We start from the raw sequence: 20,069 nt of genomic DNA, 5'->3' as shown, positions 1-20,069 counted from the left end.
GGAGTTGGTCGATGCGTGTGGAACGAACTGAGCGGGCCATCGAGGCCTGTTACGATGCGGTCCTGGCGCCAGCCGAGTGGCCTCGCGCCTTACAATTGCTTGCAGAGTCGCTAGGCGCCGAAAGCTGCACCTTCTTCTCAGACGATGAAGAGGTGCCGCCCAAGATGCCCATCTCCACCGAACACGCCGAATTCCACGAATTGTGGCTGCGCAACGAATGCGATGCTCCGGATCCGCACGTCAGAAGAGCGCCCGCATTCCGCCGGGCAGGCTATACGACGCTCATCGAAGATCAGATCTCCACGAAGGAGGAACGCAGGACGCTGCCCTATTACCAGGAGATTGCTCGTCCCGGGGCACGGGATTGGTATGCGTCAACTCCCTTTATGGTCGATGAAAATCGCTGGAGCATGCCTCTTTATCGTGGCGCGCGCCGTGGCAGATTCTTCCCCGAGGAAACCCGCTGTTTCGCGAAAGTTGGCCCGCATCTTGGCAGGATCGTAAGGCTCGCCAAGCGGTTCGCAACGTTCCAGCAGGCGTCGGAACTCTCCTCGCTTGAACGAGCAAGCTGCGCGGCCATTCTGCTCGACGAAGAGGGCCGCGCGAAGGACTTGAACGTTTCGGCACAGAAGCTGATTGGCGAGGAGTTCTACCTTGTGAGAGGTCGCCCGGCGACCGATGACCCCAGCAGCAACGACCGTCTGCGGCGGCTGCTCCCCGGCGGTCTGCGTGGCCGGCGGGACGGAGCTCCTCCGGCCGCACCGGTGGTCATCAGCCGTGGCGAAAGGCCGTGGCTACTGGCGGAGGTGATGCCGCTGAGCGCGTTCGGCAGTGATCTGTTCACGGCTGGCTGCGCCGTCCTCCTGCTGACCGACCTGAGGTCTCTGGTGCGCCCGGATGCACTGCGCTTGCGCGCCGCATTTGGCTTGACGGCAGCCGAGGCTAGGCTGGCCGCGCGCCTCGCGTCGGGCGATGGCATCAATGCCGCGGCAATTGCACTCGGCATCAGCCGCGAAACGGCGCGCACCCAGCTCAAAGCGGTATTCGCTAAGACCAACACACACCGCCAGGCGGAACTCGCCACGCTCGTCACCCGCCTTCGGCCGAACCCATGACGTCGGCTTCTGGCGAATTGGTGCTTTCGGGCAGACCTAGGCCTCAACCAACATAGGAAAGGACCACGAACTGTGTGCCGTTGTGGTCAAACTCAGCGACTTCGCGCATGCCCATCCTGGCGTGCGCCCGCAGTGAGGCCGCGTTGTCGCACCGGATAAACAGAACGCCTTCGCGCCCTGGTAGCTGCGCCCGGAGTGAAGCAAACATGGCGTTTGCCACACCTTGGCCGCGCTCAATCTCGTCCACGCATATCGGGCCATAGATATAGGCGTCGGATGCGCCGCGATAAGCTTCGAGCATCGCTTGGACGACAGCGACCTCCGTGAATGCAGCGACCGGCGCCGATACCAAATAACCCACCAGCCGGCCAGCGCGCCTAGCCACGACGACGGGCATTGCCGCCATGGCCGTCTCGAACCACCCGCGAGAGAGGCACGCCGACAGAGTCCCGCCTCTCTTGGGCAGATTGCGTTCCTGAAGATCGAGAACGGCGTCAAGGTCATGCTCAGTCGCCAAGGCAATCTCGTAGGGTTCTTCCATAAAGGTCTTCTCTATTGAAATTGGAAAGCCATGGGCTCGTGTAGAATTATCACGGCAGTTGCCTGCTGCGAATTCGTCCGAGCATCCATTAGTCGTGAATGACTCCCATGACGCTACTTGCTCGTTCCGGAAGAAAGCCCGAACGGCAACTTTCCGCCCCAATGCGGTCGCTCAGTTGCGAGCGTCGCATGACGCGATCTGACCCTGAGCCGCCCTTCATCATCACGTTTCGCAACCCGATAGCCGACCTTCGCAGGAACCGGTGGGGTTCGGTGGAGGCCATGGCCTCGGGCGGTGGTGTCGCTCAAAACCTGATGCCGCCACCGTGCTACTTGTTCGGGGCCTCAGCGCTGAGCAGGGAACGCATCAGTGCAGCCTGGCTACGCACCCCGGTTTTGTCGAAAATGCGCTGTAGCTGGGTGCGCAGCGTATTGACGCTGACTGCAAGGAGGTCGGCGGCGCCCGCGAGGTCGTGGCCATCGACGATCAGGCGCGCAAGTCTGACCTGCGCGGGCGAGAGACCATAGATTTCCCGCGCCCCATCGAGCCGGCGTGCGACCGTCGCGGCATCGTCGAACGACACCAGCGCCTTGCCATCCTCGAGAAGGACCCAGCAGTAGAGCGGCACCCCTGCCGCGTCCTCGCCGAGCGCCACCGCCCAGGCCTGCTTCGGCGCGATGTTCAGCGGTCTCTGGCTCTGCAACTCGCGGAAGGCTATGCGCACGGCGTCACGAAGCGCGGCGTCGCGCTCGCGACGCCGGGCGCGCAGGCGGCCGGCAGCGGCAACGAGCCCCGGATGGCCGCGCATCCGCTCCCGCGCCAACCGGTTCGTCCAGAGGATCCGCGCATCCGCGTCGACCTCGATCAGCGGGCAGTTCGCCTGTTCGACGGTGCTCTCCATCAACACCATGCAGCCGATCTTCCAGACACCGTCGACCCGGTGCATGATTTTGAGCAGGCGTTTCAGATCGTCGTCGGTATCGGCGCCGATCTGGTCGTAGGTGACCCAGGCCATATTCCCAGCGACGATGACGTTGACCTTCTCCCACCGAACGCGCTCCGCGAAGGCGTGTTTCTCCGGGAAGCGCTCCACGATCTTCTTAATTCGCGCGGCGATCGCGTCCCAGCCTTCGTCCACCCGGATGCCCAGCGAGGCGAAGGCTTCCATCCGCCGGTCTGCGGCGACTGCACCCAGTGGCTCGCCAAGGCTTCGAAGTCCCGCTGCAGCCAAGCCTCGGTCTCGCCGCGGATCACCGCCAGGATCGCGGCCTTGTCGGCCTCGCTTTCGTCCATCCCGTGATCTCCGGTGACGTCGGGTCTCAGCATAACACGGCTGACATCTCGTCGCATAAGGCAGCCTCAGACCAGGGGTATGCCGAGGATCAGGATTACGCCGGCCGTTATCGCGATCGACCCAAGCAGTCCCGGGCTCAAGTGCGGCAGGGCGATCTGGTTCGAGTAGTAGCGCTCCTCTGCCCGGGCACTCATCGGCGCCGGTCGGGCACCAGCGTGAATGTTTGTGACGGCGACACTGTAGATGTCCATAACGTCCTCCGGTCATGGCGCTCTCATCTCACGCATCCTGGCACGGACAGGCGCCCTGACCTGTCATGCGCGCGGACGACAGCCGACAGGCTTCTGCCGGGCTGGGGGATACGAACGGTCACGGGTGGACATGCCTAGTAGGCGCCTTGCACCCTATCGGCCCCTGGCGGGTCCCCATCGCAAGCGTCCGCTTCTGGCGCTGTGGACGGCTCACTATTTGGGCTCGCCGACAAGATGGCGCGGATGATCTAGGCTATCAGGACGAGCGGCGAACGTTACAGAGAGCCGCAGGTCGCGGAAGCATAGTCCACCGGGAGGCCGTCGGATTTTGAGTTTGGGAAGGGCAAACGCGATGCAATGCGGAGACGGTCGACACTCGGAGATCGGAAAACCCACTTGCGCCAGAGCGCTTTAAAGCGCGCGTCCACACATGGCGCTACTTGCTCCTTCCCATCGACGAGCCGAATAGCAAAATTCCGCCCATCTGAGCCATTGGCAGCAGCCAGCTGATTCTCGACACTATTACCCTCAAGCTCGAGCGCGGACCGGGAGCATGGAGCGCATGTTCGGTCAGTCCCACTAGTCCAGCCGGGTCGGCGAAGTAGGCGCGCGTCAGCGAGTTCACCATCGGGTGCCGATTCTGGATGCCATGGGAGGAGGCTGCAGACGATCGCCGGGGTTCCTAGGAACCAACGGACATTATTTCTAGCCTGGGATGAACCCCATAGATGGAAGTCCTAGGATCGGCGTGGTCAGCCTATGGGGATGGCTCCAGTTGCGGCAGACAAATATCCCTCTATGCACCGCTCCGTGTGGGATCTCAGAGGGACAGATCCTTGACCTCCGTTCTTCACCGGCTAGTTTCAGCCGGCCATGCCTTTCAATTGCGCTGACAAAAAGACCCGCACGTCCTGGTCAGTGACCGTGCGGGTCCATTTCATAGCCCTCTAGGAAACGAGGAGCCTGGGTGAAAGCCCTGGGCCTCCACTCCAGAGTTGAACATAACCCCAGTTGAATATCGCGGCAAGGCTTCGCGCACAGGTAAAACCGAAGGTCTAGGTTGACAATGTCAACTTGACCACTCGCTATCGGCGATCCGCTGCCCAATTCTGTCAACCAGAAACGTGCGTTCTCTTAGGCCGGTAAGAGAGCGCTTTACATTAAGTTTGCCCTAAGTTGACAAAGCGGGCCGAAATTCACTTTTTGGAAGCTGTCAACTTTCGCCCTTGGTTGCGGTCGCGCTGCCCAAGCTGATTGCGGCCCTGGGGCGCTGGAGTCATAGGCCTCGCGCGCCGATGGTCTTCGACAGGCCGGAAAAGCTATTTCCTTGCGCCGTCCAATAGTTGTTCCTGAAACCGCCCAAACCTCTGAAAGAGCATGATTAAATAGCTAATGTCATTGTGAGTCGGAGAGCCTGGGTGCAGGCAACAGATCGGGGGCTAGCCCAGCGCTTTCATCGTCCGTTTCCTTGCCTGGAGACTCGGATAAGTTGCGTTGGGGTCTCCGTGTCCTCTCGTGGCTCTCGCCTTCCATGGCTCATTCATTCGCGGCCAATCGTCTTCAAGAGCCGGCGAACCGCCGTGAACTGACCAATGTCTTAGAAATCGGTGAGGTGTCGCAAGCGTGCATCGGGGCTCAGAGCTCCCGCAATATGCTTGGCGTCGTCAGGGGAGCTCGTCAGAGAGCACCGGAGTGCGCTGGCGATCAAGTCCAACAAGCCGATGCTCGAACTCTCCAGTGTGCGCGCCTGCGAACGCGTCGCTCGTCGTGTCAGACTTCATCCGGCTTCTGCCGAAGGGCTAGTTAGTCGCTCGCATTGTGCCGGAGGTGGTCTTCAGGCGCACGCGGATGTGGCCTGTATCTGATTGGCCGACATCCAGGACTTCTATCTTGCGGACGAGATCGCTGAGCTTTTTATATCCGTAGGTTCGCGGGTCAAAATCAGGCGCGAGATTGGCAAGTAAGTTGCCGAGCTGTCCGAGGCTTACCCAGCCGTCGTCGCTTTCATTCTCTGCCATGATCCTCTTGAGGATACGGGATGCATGAGCCATCGGCTCCAGAGGCTTCTTGGCTTTGACGTTGGCGCCTGTTGTAGTCGTCTCTGGAAGCAGATTCTCGGTGTAGATAAATCGCCGGCAAGCCTGCCGGAAGCTCTCAGGCGTTTTCTGCTCACCGAATCCGAAGACATCTATGCCGTGCTCTCGAATTCGCGCTGCGAGGCGCGTGAAGTCGCTGTCAGACGAGACCAGGCAGAAGCCGTCGAATCGACCACTATGCAGGAGGTCCATTGCGTCGATGACGAGCGTAATGTCGGACGCATTCTTGCCGGTCGTGTAAGCAAACTGTTGCTGAGGCATGATGGCATGCTTGGACAGGACGTCGGCCCAAGCCTTAGAGCGCGGGCTAGAAAAGTCTCCGTAAATTCGCCGAACACTCGCTTCGCCGATCTTGGCGATCTCCTCGAACAGTCCATCGGCGATTTTCGCAGACGCGTTGTCGGCGTCGATCAAGACTGCCAACCGAGGGGAGCGCTGTTCTGTAGGCATGATGGCCTCCAATGCAATGCAACGATGTTTGCCAGTCCAAGCCCTCAGAGAGGGAGATTGTGGCACGATGATCGGGAAATATCCGGGAGGCAAGCTACAACGGCTGCGCTCGCAAAATGCGTCCTTTCGAATTCCCTATCGGATGCGCCGCAGTGGTGCGCGCCCTGGACGCTCAGTGAGAATCTCTCCGCACTGAGATATCCGGCGAGGATCCGGCGGCCTAGAGGCGGCGGGCCTGCTCTGTTTTCTCTTGCTTATTCTTATGTGATAGTGTAAGAGTAAGGAATCACGGAGGTTGACTCATGGCACTCACAAACGCCGAGCATCAGCGGCTCTACCGCGAGCGCAAAAAGCAGAGGCAGAAGGCAGCAGCGGAAGCCACGACAAATTACCTGAAGCTGCCCTTCAGTGACTATTTCTCGAGGGCCGATTGGAGTGTCGGTCAGCAATGCTTGGACGAAGTTGGGGTAGCGCCGCCCACCTTTGACGCCGACGAAGATCCACAGTGGCGCGAAGATTGGAACGAATACGGCGGCATGGAGTATCGCGGGTCCATCGGCCGTGCAGAGCGCATGGTCGGCGCATTTCTTGACGCCGCAACGGACCTCGCCAGGATCATCAACCAATACAAGCTGGAGCAGATTGATCAGGCGATTTCAGAATTAGGCGACCTCGACATCAGCGACTCTGCCCGCCGAAGGAAGGCGTTCGAAGAGGCCGCGCGCCTACACAATATCCGCGACCGCCTCGACAGGACCATTCGATGGTCGTTGCGGGAATACCAGATCAAGGACTGAATCGTCTTTGGGAATGCCCTGACCGGGGAGGCTCGACGGCAAATCAACGCCACCCCGGCAGGTTCAACATCGCCAACCAAAAGGAGATTTTGCGATGACTAATTTTAGCACTACACCGAGAGCGCCGGCAACGGTTTCCGAACAGCAGCTGTTTTCGGAATTTCTAAGAGAGGGGATTACAACGTTCAGTCCTAGCGGTAAGGCAAAATCTTGCCTTTCAGCTGATCAGATGTTCGATCCAGGATTCGAAACTTTAGAGTTTCTTCCGCACTGCCTTGAAGTTTTGCGAGATCAGGCGAGCGCCGACGAATCGCCCTCGATCATGCTCGAATTTGCCGAAGCCGATCTGATGATGGCGGCCAAAACCATCGCGATGATGCGAACGCACTTCGGAGAGATGATGTCAGAGCGGGTTGTCCACAACGACCACGGGGACGAAGACCGCTATCTGGCTGGTGATCCAAATGCCCAACCTGAAGCCGGCGTTGAACCGAAAGCGTTTCAGAAATGACTATGAGTCCCGCATTGCTAAAGCACGTGCAAAAGCCAGGATCGAAATATCCTCCAATTAGCGTTAACGAGGCTCTCGCCCGTGCCTTCGATAAGGAAGCGGATAAGCTGATCGTTCAATGTTATCGTTTGCGTCGAAAGGCCGACGCGTTGGAACGAGTCAAGCTTTCACTTCAAAAAGAAGTTGAAAGCCTACACCCTGGCTACTACAGCCAGTGGCTCTAGTGAAATATTCAACGGGGGCGTGGATTCCACCGCGCCCCCTAGTAACGCGCCCCGTGAGCCGTTCTAAACTCTCCTTCGATGTCATTCGAGGCTGATGATCGACGCGGGCGCAAAGGTCGTCATCTTCTTCAGACCGCTGATCATGCCCTCGCCATAGCGCGGCGCGCCGACTGCGCCTTTGAGCCAGCATTGGCTCTTGCGCTTCATGTAGGTGAATCCAATGCAACGATCGTTTGCGACGCACGCCAACCTGCACTGCGATGCGGTCACTTTCCCCCCGTGGGGCCTCCGTGACAGATCTCCGCCAGGAAGGTCGACGTTTTCGAACAAGGCCGTCTTGGGGTCGATCACACCCATCGAGAATGTGTTGGGATCGGGATCAACGCTGCTCAGAAATTTGCCAGAGATGGCCGCCGAGTTGCCGTCCGCTCTACCTTGGCTGGCCTTCAGGAAGCAGTTTGGACCCGCCCCAACGTGCGGATCGACATTGAATGTGAATGCCTTGCACTGGCCGCCCATGGATAGACATGCTCTCGCGCAATTCGCGGCGTTGTCGGTTCGCTGCGAGCTGATGTCATCTCCGTAAAGGTCCAAGCCGGTAAAGACCGCCATTCGTGTCGGGCGGCGGGTGTATTCCTCGATTGAAGAAAGTTTGGACAGTGACGGGCCGTCGCCTGTATCCGAATTCGGGGCCGGGGCTGCTGTTGGTGCGGTCGCAGCCGAAGGCGGATCCGCGGCTCCTGCCGAACGGATTCCCCCATTCGGGGCGGTGGCTGTCGGACTGTCTCGTCTCCGATCAAGGCCATAGCGTGCGACTTCGTCAGGAGTGAAGATATGCATGTCCTTCGGAGGTGTCTTGAACATCACCGTTAGGACCTCGACCGGGGTATCGAAACGATTGAGAACGTCGATGATGTCCGAGATGGAAAGCTGAGCGCTGACCAGGTCAGTGGAGTCAGACGAGATCTGATGGACGCCCAGTTCACCATCGACTTGGCGCTCTACACCCGCAAGGAAGACAAATGCGCATGCGGAATAGCAGCCTGCTTCTTTGGGAATGTAGGTCGCGAGTTTCCGCTCGTGGACGTCGTCTGCGATCAAAAGTGCGATCTGAACCGCACCGCCAGGACTGTTGAGAACTACCAGTTTGGCATTGGGTGCAGCCTCGGCTGCGCGGCGGAAGTCAAGTGCCGCCCCTGAATCAATCTCACCGTTGAGCGAAATAATATCCGAATGGGCGTCGTCGACCGTAAAGGGGCCAAACGATCGCACTGCGGCGTGGGCGGAACACAGCTGCAACACCAACAGCCAAACGACCGGCAGCAACCGGCTCACGCAATATGAAAAGGAACTCAGCACTTTCGCCCCCCAGCGGCGAATTCTTAGTCTATGAAACACCCAGCAGACCAACAAGCAAGTGTCATCTGAGGACATTTTGATCAACCGGTTAACCGCATGCTCGGCTCTCATCCGACGCCTTGCTCCACCAGCCCTAATAGAACCCTATCGACAACAGGAAAGGGAAGCAGGATGTCCGAGGAAGCTGACCGAAACGCCGATTAGATGAGTTTGACCGCCGATATTGTTGCGGCGTTTGTCCAAAACAATTCGGTCCCCGTGGCTGGGCGGCCGGATCTTATTTCTTCAGTGAACGCCGCTCTGTCGAACCTGGATCAGCCAGCGTTTATCGAACCGCCAGCACAGACGCCAGCGGTCAATCCCAAGCGGTCAGTGTTTCCCGACTTTATCGTTTCGCTGGAAGATGGCCGGAAGTTCAAGTCGATGAAGCGTCACCTCGGCTTGTTGGGTATGACGCCAGATCAGTATCGAGCCAAATGGGGCCTGCCGAGGGACTATCCCATGGTGGCACCAAACTACGCCGCCCAACGATCTGAATTGGCCAAGTCTATCGGGCTGGGCCGAAAGCCTGCCGCGAAAGCCGCTACCAAAAGGGCGCCGGCGAAGAAGGCAACAAAGCGTGCGAAGGCCTGACAGATCGGCGACTGCAATCGGGAGAATTGTGTTCTTTTGGCGCATTGATTGCTTTGCTGACGTCGCCTGCATGCGCACAGTCAACATTCGACGGCGACGATTGCACTGAAGATTGTTCAGGTCACCAAGCTGGCTACGATTGGACGGAGCGGAACGACATCTCTGATGCCAGTGACTGCGACGGCAACAGCCAATCGTTCAACGAGGGCTGCCAAGCCTATGTTGAGGAGCAGTATCCTCCTGAGGATGAAGATAGCGACGAGGACAATCCCGGATAGAATGTGTGACTAGGCGCTTCCTTCGCTGAAGAACTCGAAAGTGCTGCAGACCGCATTGCGGACATGTCGCGCGCGGATCTGCAAATCATCCTTCGTCGCGCGGCCTTAATGCTCAGAAACGTTGCTGGCTTCCCCCCTAGAGCCTCCCACCGCGGATGCACTGGATTCGATCGCTGCCGAGATGGGAATTGTCCGGGCGGACCTTATTCAGATCGTATTGCGGGAGTGGCTGGAGACCAACGCCTATCTGCCGGTGCGCACGATCGATGAAGAAAGCGAGACCGGCGGGAACGCGTAGGCGCAGTCGGCCACGATCAAGAATCCGCTGTTTTGATCTGCCGGCGACATGCGTCCTGACAATCGAAAAACGGCGCGCATTGGACCAAGACGGGATTCCTTATACGAGAGCTTGTGCTAGCCGATGAACGACGAAATGCAAGACTTGAAACAAAAAAGAGCGCGAGGCGTCCAAGCCTCTTCTGGACTCTTCATCGAAACAGTTGCAAAGCTCGACCCGCGAAGACGGGCGGCGTCGAGTTCATCGCCGAGAATGGCGGCGGCGCCGGAGTGAGGCTGCGGAAGGGTGGCGGGATAGACGGTGGCGGCTAGAGGTTCCTAGCGCTTCCGAACCTCGGCTTCTATCTCGCCCAGCGACCGCTCAACGCAGGCCTGCCACTCGGATCTTCTCGCCTCGCGTTGGAGGGGTGGAGCAGGAGCGTCGTCGACTTTCGAGAGCGCCAACTCTGCGGCTAACAGTTCTTCGCACATGTCACGAAAGCACTCGCTCCTCTCCATGAGTTCATGGATTGCGAATTCATGCTGCGGAAGCCGGCGTGCTACCGCCGAAGCCAGCTTTCGTCTATGTGCCCGTTCGCCTTCGAATTCCATCGGATGCATGCCGGAAAAATAATCTGAGGAAGGCGGCCGGCGGAAGGTAATTTACGTGGGATGACGCGTGCAGCGATAGCGCCCTGGCAGCGCGCGTTCCTGCCGGCCGCTGTCCTACGCCGCCGAAGCGAAAGCTATTGTGATCGACATCTCTGCGAAAACAGCTCGGCGGTGATTTCGTCTCTGTCCCCACTATGCCTAGCGATCAAAGCCAGCGCTTCCTGGCGGCCAATGTTGCCGAGCTTCATGAGGTAGGGAACCTCAAACGTTCTCTTTTTGAAGCGCCATTCTGGCACGTAACGTGTTGCTACTTTTCGCGATGTCGTTCCATCTTGACGCATCATTTGACTCCTCTTCCTTGATATGATGATGCAGTCGCAAATTCCGTGCCTCTTGCTCCCGCTTGTCGTGACACTTGCGGGCTATATTAGCATCATCCTAGCGCGGCGGCGGGGCGCGATCGAATGTCGGTTTCCAGTTGCGGTTCCGCTCCCTGCGGTGGCGCCATTTACCGGTGGACGACCACAGAGTGTGATTTGCGCGGCGGCCCATATGCCCGCTTACTCCTTGGAAACCAAAAAGGGGAGGCAGTTCACATGGAGGCATGCCGCAGTTTCGTCGTTGTCCCGCCGCACGGTGCCAAGTTCGACAACTTATCCCTCCAGATGCGTATCGAGGAGGAGCTGATGGTTGAATTCGCCGGCTTCAAATTCGTCGTCACGACCTTTGGACCAGGCCGTTACGAGGATTTCTCTTTGATCCCGATCCTTGGCACGGCCAATGATCCCGCTGGCGCCTCGTTGGCGGCTATTCCTGACTTTCAGGTGTTCTCGGCCATAGCGTTCTTTCTCGCCCGCTACATAGACGAAGAACGTCCCAGGCTGAATTGAGGGGAACCGGCCCTGAGCCCGCCCACGTTTTGATCGTGGCAAAGTTCATTTGTTCGGCTTTGGCGTGATCTCTTCAACCCGCGCCTTGTCGCCGATCTCTCTCGCCCAGGCCAGAGCCTTTGCCTTGTCCTTGGTCGTCAACACGGTGCGCCAATTTGGCTTTTCGAACACGCTCACGATGTAGGTTGTCACCGGCTTGTCGGTCATTGCGTCGCCTTCCGGTAGCCAGTCGGGCTGGTGTCGGGGGTATAGATCAGCCCGACTTTCCTGCCGCCACATCTGCCGCATTTCAGCTTTCGAACGAGGTCTTCGGCCATTGCCGGCGCGTCCGGTCCGAATCGATCGCGAAGCTTCACCAAATCCAGCGGTTTGCTGTTGTTGCAGGGCGCGTAATGGCAATACGCCGTCACCGTCGTCTTCGCGTCGATCAGCGATTGGAACGTCCAGCCCTTACCCATGAGCCGATATAGCGCGACGAGCGTCGCCAGAGTTGGCCGAATTCGACTCACATGCCTCATCCGATTTGAGGGGAGCCGAACACCGTTTTGCCAAGTAGTGGTGCTGCTTGACGGGCCTATAACCTCGCCAGCCGGCGAGCCTGCCGGTTAGGCCCGGCGGTCAAGCCCAAGCGCCCCAGCCCCCAACCGTCGGGCCGCCGGCCGTGGCCGAAACCCCGCTACGGCTGGGCAGCCTGGCTCGCCTTACGTCTTTGTGCCTAGCGACCTTAAGCCTTCGGTCTCATTTTAGAGATTGCTAATCTGCTATAAAATGCGTCCAGAGCGAGGTTGCTAGTCTCGCATGGCCGGTGCAGTTGGGGCTTGGCTAGGGTGCTGCACCGGCCTTTTCTGTCTTAGCGGCCTTTAGCCCGGTCTGGCACATTGGCGAGGCGCTTCGGAGTTCGAGCGTCTTTGAGCATTCTCAAAGCCTCCTCTTTGGTGAGGCCGAACTTGCGGGCATGATAAGCAGCCTCGATCGCCATTTCGCGATCTTCCAAGGGTTCACTAACGCTCTGCTTTGCCTTCTTGCCCACGACGCGAATCATAGCACATCGCGCCATGAAAAGCCCGCCAGCGGCGGGACCACGGGCGGGCTTTCAATTCGAGCGGCTACATTCCTGAGAAATCGACCGCTAGGGATTTATACACCATACGCGCGCCGATTCCAGAGGAATTTTAGAGGTCTCTTATATTCCCAGACCGCGCCTTGGGTGCAGTGGGGCTCTACAGGCCCGGTGAACTAGACCCTTTCGGCCCCGGCGAGCTAGGGCATTCAGTCTTAATTGAGCGCGTTCTAATGTGCCTATAAATTAGTCGGCGCGGGTAATGTTGCCACCACCCGCAGTGGCCGGTGCGGCGAGCCCCTCGAAGGGCGGCCCGACTGCATCGGCCATCTATCTACCGCCGGGTAAGGATGCAGTCTTTGCGGAGGGTAGTGCAGAAACCCGCGCTCGCCTTGAACGGGGATAGCGCGGGCCAGCTGCCACCTGAGATGCAATTCACCAATGGTGAAGGCACGCCGACACAACCATTGACCTGTGCAAATGTCTAGACAGGACTTTTCATTCTTCCCTGAAATCCTGCAGCGACGCATGCCGCAGGTCTTCCTCGCCGCGAAGATGCTTGACCCGGCCGATCAGCCCGGGCTTGACCCATTGCGTGGCCGGTCGCCTCATGCCCTTCGGCCGCGGCCCTGCGTGTTCCTGGACACGTCTCCAGAGGCGTTCCCGCATCTCCCGGTTCAAGGTTATGAAAGCCGAGCCGACATAGCGGCCTGTGCCTCGCTCGGCCATCAGGGCAAAGGCAGGCTTGCCGGCCTCACGCTCGACGCCAAGCAGGTCGTATTCGTCGATCGTGAAGGACTTCGTCTTCAGCCAGGCCTTTGAGGGTCCGCTACGATACTTGCTGTCCCGGCGCTTCGAAACCATGCCCTCGAGCCCGGCCTTGTCGACCAGATGAAAGATCGACTTGGCGTCGCCCGGCAGCGCCTGGCTGAATTGGATGCGACCACCCTCCGGGATCAACTCGTCCAGTATCTCGCGGCGATCCTCCAGCGGCATGTCGCGCAGATCATGGCCGTTGAGGTGGAGGAGATCGAAGTCGACGAAATAGAGGTCGTGCTGCCGCCTGGCGATCGCTTTCCGAAGTTCCCCGAAATCCGACAGGCCAGCGTCGTTCAAGACAACGATCTCGCCGTCCATGATAGCGCTTTTCACCTCTAGCTCAGCGGCGGCCTTGGCGAGGTCACGATATTTCGATGTCCAATCCAGACCGCGGCGGGTGAAGATGCGCACGCCCTCGGCATCCCTGACGATCTGGGATCGGTAGCCGTCGAACTTCACTTCATGAATCCATCCGTCACCTTCCGGAGGCTTCTCCACAAGGGTCGGCATCAACGGCTCAATGAATTCCAACCGGCCAACGCCAGCACTCACTCGTTTACGCATGGAATCAACTCAGGGCGCGGTCTATCTGGCGGCCGTGGCAAGGAACATGGATCATTTTACTAAATTAGCAATGACGCATGAAGGGTTTATAATACGGTCCCAGCCGGCGTCGCTCCTCACGCCACGCCGGTCAGGCCCGGGGCTCCTGCTGGCCTACCCCGCCGCGCGGGTGCCGGGCCGCTACCAGATGTCACGGCACGGGGCCGGTGAATTAGCGGGTAGATGTGCGACGGAAAAACAAAGTGATTTCGGGCGTTGCAAATCGTCCGAAATCGAAGTGTTGTTCGACCGTGACCTTGAGACGATGGAGACCTGAATGAAGCTGCCTGTTTTTGCCTTCGCCGGCGCAATTTTGTCGCTGACCTTCGGCGCCCAAGCAGCGCCGATGACAATTGGCGCGCCGGCCCACCACGGCCTGGTCCAGCAGGCGCGAGTGACATGCGCTTACCTAACCCGGGATGGCTATTGCGTGCGGCCGCACAAAGCGCACAAGAAACATACGAAGCACCGGTATTACTACCAGCGCGCCTATCGGACCTATGAGCCGCAGCCGCCAGATGAATACATCTGGCGCTACGAAGATCGACGGCCGATTGTCCGGATCGTTCCTGACTATCCACCACTTGACGATGATGGTTGGGACGACTGAGCAGCTCTTGCCGTCCCTTCAAGCTCCCCATGGGCGTTGGCCTTGGACTGACACTAGGCCGCTTAGCCGCCTCCTTTAGCCGTAGCTAAGCTCTCTGGACTCTCTCCCGCAATGGAAGCATTCTCCTCTCGGGAGAAGGGGCGTGGGCAAGGTCCAGCGTCATCAAGGTGCCAATCAGGCTGACCGTTGGCGGAAGCATCTCGGGAAGCGACGGCGGAGTTCGTGGCGCCTGCCATATATATTTCCGCTGGTGATGGTTCCCCTCGATGCCTTTTTCACTTTCAGCCCAAGCAGCCTCGAAAGCGTCACCAGCGTAGTGCCCAACGGTTGGCTCGGCAGCGCGGGCGGTTGCGAGATCAAGGGCAATATCAGCATCAACACCGGGGAGCGGATCTACCATGTCCCCGGCCAGGAACATTATTGGGAGACCAAGATCAGCCCTCAGTATGGCGAACGCTGGTTCTGCAGCGAGGCCGAGGCGCGAGCGGCTGGTTGGCGGAAGGCAAGGCGATGAGAGCAACAGAGGGGAGTTTCTATGAAGGGATTTACGGCTGCTGAATGGGAGAGCCTGCGGAGACACATCGAGGACCAACTCCGCACCCAGAAACCGCAGGATGGCGTATCGGATTATCGGGCTCTGATATCGCTAAAACGAAGCAACAGGCCCTTGGCGCCAAGGTGTGGTCGCGTCCGGAAATCTTATCCTTCGCGCAACAGATGGGTTTCGGGGTTGGCCGCCGTCCTGGCGCCAAATACGGTCAAATCTTTTGGCCGAATGGGGGAGAGATGACAGAGAGGACCGACCAAGAGATTATCGCCGAATTCGAGAGGCTTGTTGAGGAATCGGAGAAGTCGCCGGATTTCAAAATCATTGCCAAAGCCGTCATTACCGAAATGCGTTTCTATCGCGCGCGTCAAAACCAGCCGGCCGGCGGAAGCAACTAATTTCAATTCACGGGAGGGATGTCGATCGGGGATAGGGGGCGTGGGTGAAGACCGGGATCATCAAGGCGAGAAAGGTGCTCGCTGGCGAAGACAACTGCGCGCTTTGGCTACCCCGCGCACGGCAATTCCGGTTTACACGCCTAAGGACTATCCCCATATCCGAGAACAGCCTGGCGCCGACGATATGCCCGCGACCTGGGAAGAGTGGGCCGTGCTTTTCGATGCATCGCAGATAAGGCGAGCGAGAGAGGGTCAGTTTTACTACGACAAGGTTCGCATCAGACCCGACCTATTCAAAGCATGGCTGGACGCCAATTCGCTTTCGGCATCGGAGCGCTCGAGACAGCTCTATGCGCAGGAGCTGAATGATGCGCGAGCGGCTCGACGAATAGCTTCGGAACAGGAGAGACTTGCCCGAGAAAAAGCTGAGAGAGTGGCTGTGAACGCACCGCCGCCGCCTGCGCCTTGGTCGCATAGAGCGATCGAGGCGTGCGCGCTGATCCTGTTTGCGACGGCGGTCTCTTCCGACGTGGTCGTTGGCGCGATGCTCGCCACGTCGACGGGGTTCTCTATCACCAAGAAAAAGCGACTGGCGGGGTCGTGTGTCACTATTTCACTGCAACAGTGACGTTCGCGACGCCAAGCTATTCAGTGACCGGCTGCCCGCGGTTTATCAATGTGGATCGGCAGAGGTGGTCGACCGCAGGTCGTCCCCGGGCTCGCCGGAGATCGGCGGGAAGTCCCTCAATCGATCAGGTCGATCTCAAATTCTGGTAACCGCTGCCACTTGTCAATCACCACGGAATCGGGACCCTGGTTTTTCATGTAAAAGGGACCCTGGTTTGGGGTGGTGAAGGGCACGCCGGTTAGCGCCCGATCAGGCGAAGCTGGTCGGGGTTGCACAGCCTGATCGGGTGCGGCTGATTGGCTTTTCGACTTCAGCTTTGAGATCGGCTTTTGAAGCGCCAGGATTCGTTGCCAGTCTCGGCGATCTCGCAGTGATGAGTGAGGCGGTCGAGCAGCGCGGTTGTCATCTTGGCGTCGCCGAAGACGCTTGGCCATTCCCCGAAGGCGAGATTGGTGGTGATGATGACACTGGTGCGTTCGTAAAGCTTTGAGACCAGATGGAAGAGCAACTGCCCGCCGGCCTGGGCGAACGGAAGATAGCCGAGTTCATCGAAGACGACGAAGTCGAGCCGGGTAAGATGATCGGCAATGCGGCCCTGCCGGCCGGCACGGGTCTCGGTCTCGAGCCTGTTGACGAGGTCGACAACGTTGAAGAAGCGCCCGCGTGCGCCGTTGCGGATGAGAGAACGGGCAATGGCGATCGCCAGATGCGACTTGCCGGTGCCTGTCCCGCCGACCAGGACGACATTGCGCTGATCGGCGACGAAGGCGCCGGCGGCGAGGTCGCGGATCAGGCTCTCGTTGACCGGCGTGCCGGCAAAATCGAAGTCCTCGATATCCTTGGCCAGCGGAAGCTTGGCGACGGTGAGCTGGTACTTGATGGAGCGGGCCTGCTTCTCCGATATCTCGGCCTGCAACAGATCGCCGACGATCTTCGGCGGTTCGTGCTGCCGCTTAATGGCGACGCCCATGATCTCGTCATAGGCCGAGCGCATCCCGAAGAGTTTCAACGCCCCCATCAGTTCCAGTACTTCGGTGCGTTCCATGGCTGTTCGTCCTCCTGAGGCTGTCATAACGGGCGCAGTCGGCGATCGGCTCGTGAGCCAGCTTCAGCGCCTGTGGAATGGAAAGGATCGTGCCCGGCGCCGGATCGCGGCTGCGGGCCAGGATGTTGAGGATCACCGCCGCCGACGAGACGCCGTGCTCAATGGCTTCCTGGCAGGCGGCCTCGACCGCGCTCAATCCGTCGGTCAGCACGCAGGTGAGGATCGACACCATCTGCCGGTCGCCGTCATCAACCGCCTTGAGCTTGCGGCGCACCTTCTCCATTGCCGACGGCAGGACCCAGCCAAGGAACGGCGCGCCGTTGCGCAATCCGCCCGGCTTACGGGCCAGCACCGGCACGTAGTGCCAGGGATCGTAGATGACCTCGTTGCGGCCGAAGCAGCGGGCATGCTCGCCCACGACCACGCCGTCCTGGCGGATAATGATCCGGTCGGCATAAGCATGGATCTCGACCGGCCGGCCGACGGCACTCGACAGCACCGAGTATTTGTTGTTGTCGAAGCGCACCGTGCAGGTCTTCGACACCGACGCGGGAATGCAATGGAAGCCGTCGAAGCGACCGGCATAGGGAATGAAGCTGGCGCGCTCTTCTTCGAATACGTCCCAGACCGTGCGCTCGCCCTGTTCGGGATGCCGATGCGCCTTGGCATAGGCAACGCATTTGTCGGCCAGCCAGCCGTTGAGATCCTCCAGCGTCTTGAAGCGCAGCCTCGGTGTGAAGAAGCGCTCGCGCACCAGCCCGACCTGGTTCTCGACTTGCCCCTTCTCCCAGCCGGCCGCCGGCGTGCAGGCCTCCGGCTCGACAAGGTAATGCCCGCACATCTGCGCAAAGCGGCGGTTGTAGCGGCGATCCCTGCCGATGAAGATCGCGTCCACCGCCGTCTTCATGTTGTCGTAGATGCCGCGCGTGCAGGCGCCGCGGAAGAAGCTGAACGCCCGGTCATGGGCGTCGAACACCATCTCCTGCGTTTCGCGCGGATAGGCCCGCACGAAGAACATACGGCTGTGGCAAAGCCGCATGTGCGCCACCTTCACCGTTACCGTCACGCCGTCGAGTAGAACGATCTCGTGGCTCCAGTCGAACTGGTAGGCCTCGCCCGGCGCAAAGCTCAACGGAATGTAGGCTTCGGCCGCGGCGCTGCCGCGATCCGCCTCCCAGCTCTGAGCATGTCGCCACACCGAACTGTAGCTGCCGTCATAGCCGAGGCCGCGAAGCTCCTCAAAGATGCGGATCAGTGTCAGCCGCTCCCGCTGAGACTTGGCCGCATTCGCCGACAGCAGCCGATCCAGCTCGTCACGCCAGGCGCCCATCCGGGGATAAGGCTGATGCTTGCGCTCGTAGCGGAACTCTGTCTCCTCGGAACGCAAAACCTTGCGCACCACCTTCCGGGAGATCTTCAGCTCCCGGCAGATCGCTTTGATCGACTTCCCCTGCACCAGCGACAGCCGGCGTATCTTTGCAATCGTCTCCACAACCAACATCCAAAACACAAATGCCTCCGACCAAACCGGAGGCATCTTGATGACCCCACGTTAAGGGGTCCCGTTTGGACGAAAATCACCCCTTAAACAGGGTCCTCATTCCACGAAAAATCACAGCCACTCCCGCAACGGTGTTTCGCGCCGCCAATATTCCAGCACCCTAATTGCCTCGGCACTCACATCGCCGTTCTCGGCGTGCAGACCTGCTGGTGGATCTCCCACCGGAAGCTATCGGCGCCGGCTCAACAGTTCGGCTCTTTCGAATTGCTCGGTGTAGCCGCATATCAATTGTTGGTATTCGGGACCACCGCGAGCACGAGCCAATACGAGGACGCATTCTCTGCCGGACCCACCTGGACGGAAAGGGGCATAGCGCGGCACGCCGTATCTATCCCACCAAATCGGTTCTCTGTTGATCAACGATTGGATGTCGTCATAGGCGTCGTGGTGCATAAGCCTCTGGCTCCTCGCGCTCTTACACCTTGGCCTTACGCCAGCCGGCCCACCACGCGTCCCACTGGGAGCAAAACCAGCGCTCTCCCCGCGCTGGGTTTATTCGCGTGGCCGAATAATACTCCTGCCCCGGCATATGGTAGATATGCTCGCCCCACTCGTTGATGTTGCCCTTGATATCGCAGCCGGCCTTGTGGACGGCAGCTCTGCTGTTCGATGAACCGCTTGCGTAGTGAACGCGCGGCAGATCGTTCCGATCGTCGACAGCAAAGTAGGCTGCGGACGCGATCCCAAGCATGGCCAGAACGGTCGCGAGACGATGAGCGAGAAGCGAGCGCCACCAAGCACTTCGCCGTTGAATCCTCCCGGCATGAACAATATTGCCCATGATCCCTTCCCCGCAGGAAGAATGCGTCCTTTGAGGACGGGAGTCCAGTTCGACAACTACGCTCTGGCACTCGGACGTGCCGCCACTGTCTCATACCAGCGCTGCACGGCTCGGGAGCCGTCGGGGATGGACATCTTCAATGCCGCCGTTGCGAAATCGACGGTGACAAGGGCGGTGATGTCGGCAGCCGAGAAGGCGGCCCCAGCCACGAAGGGCACTTGCTCAAGGTGTGTGTCGAAGTCCGCATAGAAATCGGCGACACGCCGCTTGCTGCGTTCGACCAACTCGGGGATTTGGTCATAGTCGTGCGGACCTGACAGTGCGCGGCCCTTGAGGCCGGCCGCGGCATTGCGAACCCCTTCCATTGTCGGGGCGAAACCATCGAGTTCAGCCCGGCGCTCCCACATGGTGACGAGAGCCCTGCTGGTTGCGTCGCTCCCCAGCAGCGGATGCTCTGGATAGGTTTCCTCGAGAAAGCGCCAGATTGCCGGGACTTCCGCGACCGTTGTGCCGTCGTCAAGAACGAGCGCCGGCACCTGCCGGCGCGGATTGATCGCCTTGAACCAGTCCGAGAACTGTTCCTTCTCGCCCAGGTTCACGGGCTCGAGCGGGATCGATATCCCTTTCTCAGCTACGAATACCCGGACCCGGCGAGAATTGGGGGACGACGTTGAATGGTAGAGTTTCATG

21 protein-coding genes and 2 pseudogenes are annotated in these 20,069 nt (G+C 59.5%); 10 read left to right on the top strand and 13 right to left on the bottom strand.

The features are described 5' to 3' along the window. Positions 1-11: 11 nt before the first annotated feature. A complete protein-coding gene (locus ACSQ3Z_RS20490) occupies positions 12-1,115 on the top strand; it encodes a helix-turn-helix transcriptional regulator (RefSeq protein ID WP_436173104.1) in 1,104 nt (367 codons plus the stop codon). A gap of 43 nt (positions 1,116-1,158) precedes the next feature. Here ACSQ3Z_RS20490 and ACSQ3Z_RS20485 read toward each other — a convergent pair whose 3' ends face one another. From ACSQ3Z_RS20485 to ACSQ3Z_RS20470, 4 genes and pseudogenes are all read right to left on the bottom strand, one after another. Then, a complete protein-coding gene (locus ACSQ3Z_RS20485; protein ID WP_436173103.1) occupies positions 1,159-1,656 on the bottom strand; it encodes an N-acetyltransferase family protein in 498 nt (165 codons plus the stop codon). 328 nt (positions 1,657-1,984) lie between these two features. Continuing rightward, positions 1,985-3,006: pseudogene (locus ACSQ3Z_RS20480) on the bottom strand (LuxR family transcriptional regulator). 9 nt (positions 3,007-3,015) lie between these two features. Beyond that, the gene (locus tag ACSQ3Z_RS20475; RefSeq protein WP_436173102.1) at positions 3,016-3,201 is read right to left on the bottom strand and encodes a hypothetical protein; all 186 of its coding nucleotides are present in this window, start codon (positions 3,199-3,201) and stop codon (positions 3,016-3,018) included. Between the two features lie 1,799 nt (positions 3,202-5,000). Further along, entirely contained in the window at positions 5,001-5,747 is a 747-nt protein-coding gene (locus ACSQ3Z_RS20470; RefSeq protein ID WP_436173101.1) for an NYN domain-containing protein, read from the bottom strand. 302 nt (positions 5,748-6,049) lie between these two features. Here ACSQ3Z_RS20470 and ACSQ3Z_RS20465 point away from each other — a divergent pair, with 302 nt between their 5' ends. Both ACSQ3Z_RS20465 and ACSQ3Z_RS20460 read left to right on the top strand, forming a co-directional pair. Continuing rightward, the gene (locus ACSQ3Z_RS20465) at positions 6,050-6,544 is read left to right on the top strand and encodes a hypothetical protein (protein WP_436173100.1); all 495 of its coding nucleotides are present in this window, start codon (positions 6,050-6,052) and stop codon (positions 6,542-6,544) included. A gap of 94 nt (positions 6,545-6,638) precedes the next feature. Further along, the gene (locus ACSQ3Z_RS20460; protein ID WP_436173099.1) at positions 6,639-7,055 is read left to right on the top strand and encodes a hypothetical protein; all 417 of its coding nucleotides are present in this window, start codon (positions 6,639-6,641) and stop codon (positions 7,053-7,055) included. A gap of 305 nt (positions 7,056-7,360) precedes the next feature. Here ACSQ3Z_RS20460 and ACSQ3Z_RS20455 read toward each other — a convergent pair whose 3' ends face one another. Then, positions 7,361-8,638 carry a PAN domain-containing protein gene (locus ACSQ3Z_RS20455; RefSeq protein WP_436173098.1) on the bottom strand — a complete coding sequence of 426 codons (1,278 nt, stop codon included), beginning with the start codon at positions 8,636-8,638 and terminating at the stop codon, positions 7,361-7,363. A gap of 204 nt (positions 8,639-8,842) precedes the next feature. Between ACSQ3Z_RS20455 and ACSQ3Z_RS20450 the strand changes: the two genes are divergently transcribed. The 3 genes and pseudogenes from ACSQ3Z_RS20450 (at position 8,843) to ACSQ3Z_RS20440 (ending at position 11,327) form a co-directional block, all read left to right on the top strand. Beyond that, a complete protein-coding gene (locus ACSQ3Z_RS20450; RefSeq protein WP_436173097.1) occupies positions 8,843-9,271 on the top strand; it encodes a MucR family transcriptional regulator in 429 nt (142 codons plus the stop codon). Positions 9,272-9,612: 341 nt separating this feature from the next. Continuing rightward, a pseudogene (locus ACSQ3Z_RS20445) lies at positions 9,613-9,847 on the top strand (hypothetical protein). Between the two features lie 1,186 nt (positions 9,848-11,033). Continuing rightward, positions 11,034-11,327: a hypothetical protein gene (locus tag ACSQ3Z_RS20440; RefSeq protein WP_436173096.1), complete on the top strand. Its 294-nt coding sequence runs from the start codon at positions 11,034-11,036 to the stop codon at positions 11,325-11,327. Between the two features lie 45 nt (positions 11,328-11,372). Here ACSQ3Z_RS20440 and ACSQ3Z_RS20435 read toward each other — a convergent pair whose 3' ends face one another. From ACSQ3Z_RS20435 to ACSQ3Z_RS20420, 4 genes are all read right to left on the bottom strand, one after another. Continuing rightward, a complete protein-coding gene (locus ACSQ3Z_RS20435; protein WP_436173095.1) occupies positions 11,373-11,534 on the bottom strand; it encodes a hypothetical protein in 162 nt (53 codons plus the stop codon). Then, entirely contained in the window at positions 11,531-11,836 is a 306-nt protein-coding gene (locus tag ACSQ3Z_RS20430; protein ID WP_436173094.1) for a hypothetical protein, read from the bottom strand. The genes ACSQ3Z_RS20435 and ACSQ3Z_RS20430 overlap by 4 nt, the downstream gene beginning before the upstream one ends. A 341-nt stretch (positions 11,837-12,177) precedes the next feature. Then, positions 12,178-12,369 carry a hypothetical protein gene (locus ACSQ3Z_RS20425; RefSeq protein ID WP_436173093.1) on the bottom strand — a complete coding sequence of 64 codons (192 nt, stop codon included), beginning with the start codon at positions 12,367-12,369 and terminating at the stop codon, positions 12,178-12,180. A gap of 516 nt (positions 12,370-12,885) precedes the next feature. Next, on the bottom strand, positions 12,886-13,716 hold the full coding sequence (locus tag ACSQ3Z_RS20420) for an ATP-dependent DNA ligase (RefSeq protein ID WP_436173092.1): 831 nt from the start codon (positions 13,714-13,716) through the stop codon (positions 12,886-12,888). 370 nt (positions 13,717-14,086) lie between these two features. Between ACSQ3Z_RS20420 and ACSQ3Z_RS20415 the strand changes: the two genes are divergently transcribed. The 4 genes from ACSQ3Z_RS20415 to ACSQ3Z_RS20400 all read left to right on the top strand — a co-directional run bounded on the left by ACSQ3Z_RS20415 (position 14,087) and on the right by ACSQ3Z_RS20400 (position 15,992). Further along, positions 14,087-14,419 (top strand): hypothetical protein, encoded by a 333-nt coding sequence (locus ACSQ3Z_RS20415; RefSeq protein ID WP_436173091.1) that lies wholly within the window; start codon positions 14,087-14,089, stop codon positions 14,417-14,419. Between the two features lie 142 nt (positions 14,420-14,561). After that, positions 14,562-14,933, top strand: coding sequence for a sunset domain-containing protein (locus ACSQ3Z_RS20410; protein WP_436173090.1), 372 nt, complete (start codon positions 14,562-14,564; stop codon positions 14,931-14,933). A gap of 44 nt (positions 14,934-14,977) precedes the next feature. After that, positions 14,978-15,364, top strand: coding sequence for a hypothetical protein (locus tag ACSQ3Z_RS20405; protein ID WP_436173089.1), 387 nt, complete (start codon positions 14,978-14,980; stop codon positions 15,362-15,364). 40 nt (positions 15,365-15,404) lie between these two features. Continuing rightward, on the top strand, positions 15,405-15,992 hold the full coding sequence (locus tag ACSQ3Z_RS20400; protein WP_436173088.1) for a hypothetical protein: 588 nt from the start codon (positions 15,405-15,407) through the stop codon (positions 15,990-15,992). 310 nt (positions 15,993-16,302) lie between these two features. Here the strand turns inward: ACSQ3Z_RS20400 and istB are convergent, their stop codons facing one another. The 4 genes from istB to ACSQ3Z_RS20380 all read right to left on the bottom strand — a co-directional run bounded on the left by istB (position 16,303) and on the right by ACSQ3Z_RS20380 (position 20,068). Beyond that, a complete protein-coding gene (istB, locus tag ACSQ3Z_RS20395; protein ID WP_436173087.1) occupies positions 16,303-17,037 on the bottom strand; it encodes an IS21-like element helper ATPase IstB in 735 nt (244 codons plus the stop codon). Continuing rightward, a complete protein-coding gene (gene istA, locus ACSQ3Z_RS20390) occupies positions 16,970-18,538 on the bottom strand; it encodes an IS21 family transposase (protein ID WP_436173950.1) in 1,569 nt (522 codons plus the stop codon). The genes istB and istA overlap by 68 nt, the downstream gene beginning before the upstream one ends. A gap of 475 nt (positions 18,539-19,013) precedes the next feature. Further along, on the bottom strand, positions 19,014-19,379 hold the full coding sequence (locus tag ACSQ3Z_RS20385; protein WP_436173086.1) for a sunset domain-containing protein: 366 nt from the start codon (positions 19,377-19,379) through the stop codon (positions 19,014-19,016). Positions 19,380-19,435: 56 nt separating this feature from the next. Next, the gene (locus ACSQ3Z_RS20380) at positions 19,436-20,068 is read right to left on the bottom strand and encodes a glutathione S-transferase family protein (protein ID WP_436173085.1); all 633 of its coding nucleotides are present in this window, start codon (positions 20,066-20,068) and stop codon (positions 19,436-19,438) included. Position 20,069 lies beyond the last annotated feature (1 nt).

The sequence above is a fragment of the Mesorhizobium sp. LjNodule214 genome (assembly GCF_964252735.1).
GTDB lineage: Bacteria > Pseudomonadota > Alphaproteobacteria > Rhizobiales > Rhizobiaceae > Mesorhizobium.
The sequence above is the reverse complement of the archived record's forward strand: the minus strand, read 5'-3'. Positions and strand labels throughout refer to the sequence as shown.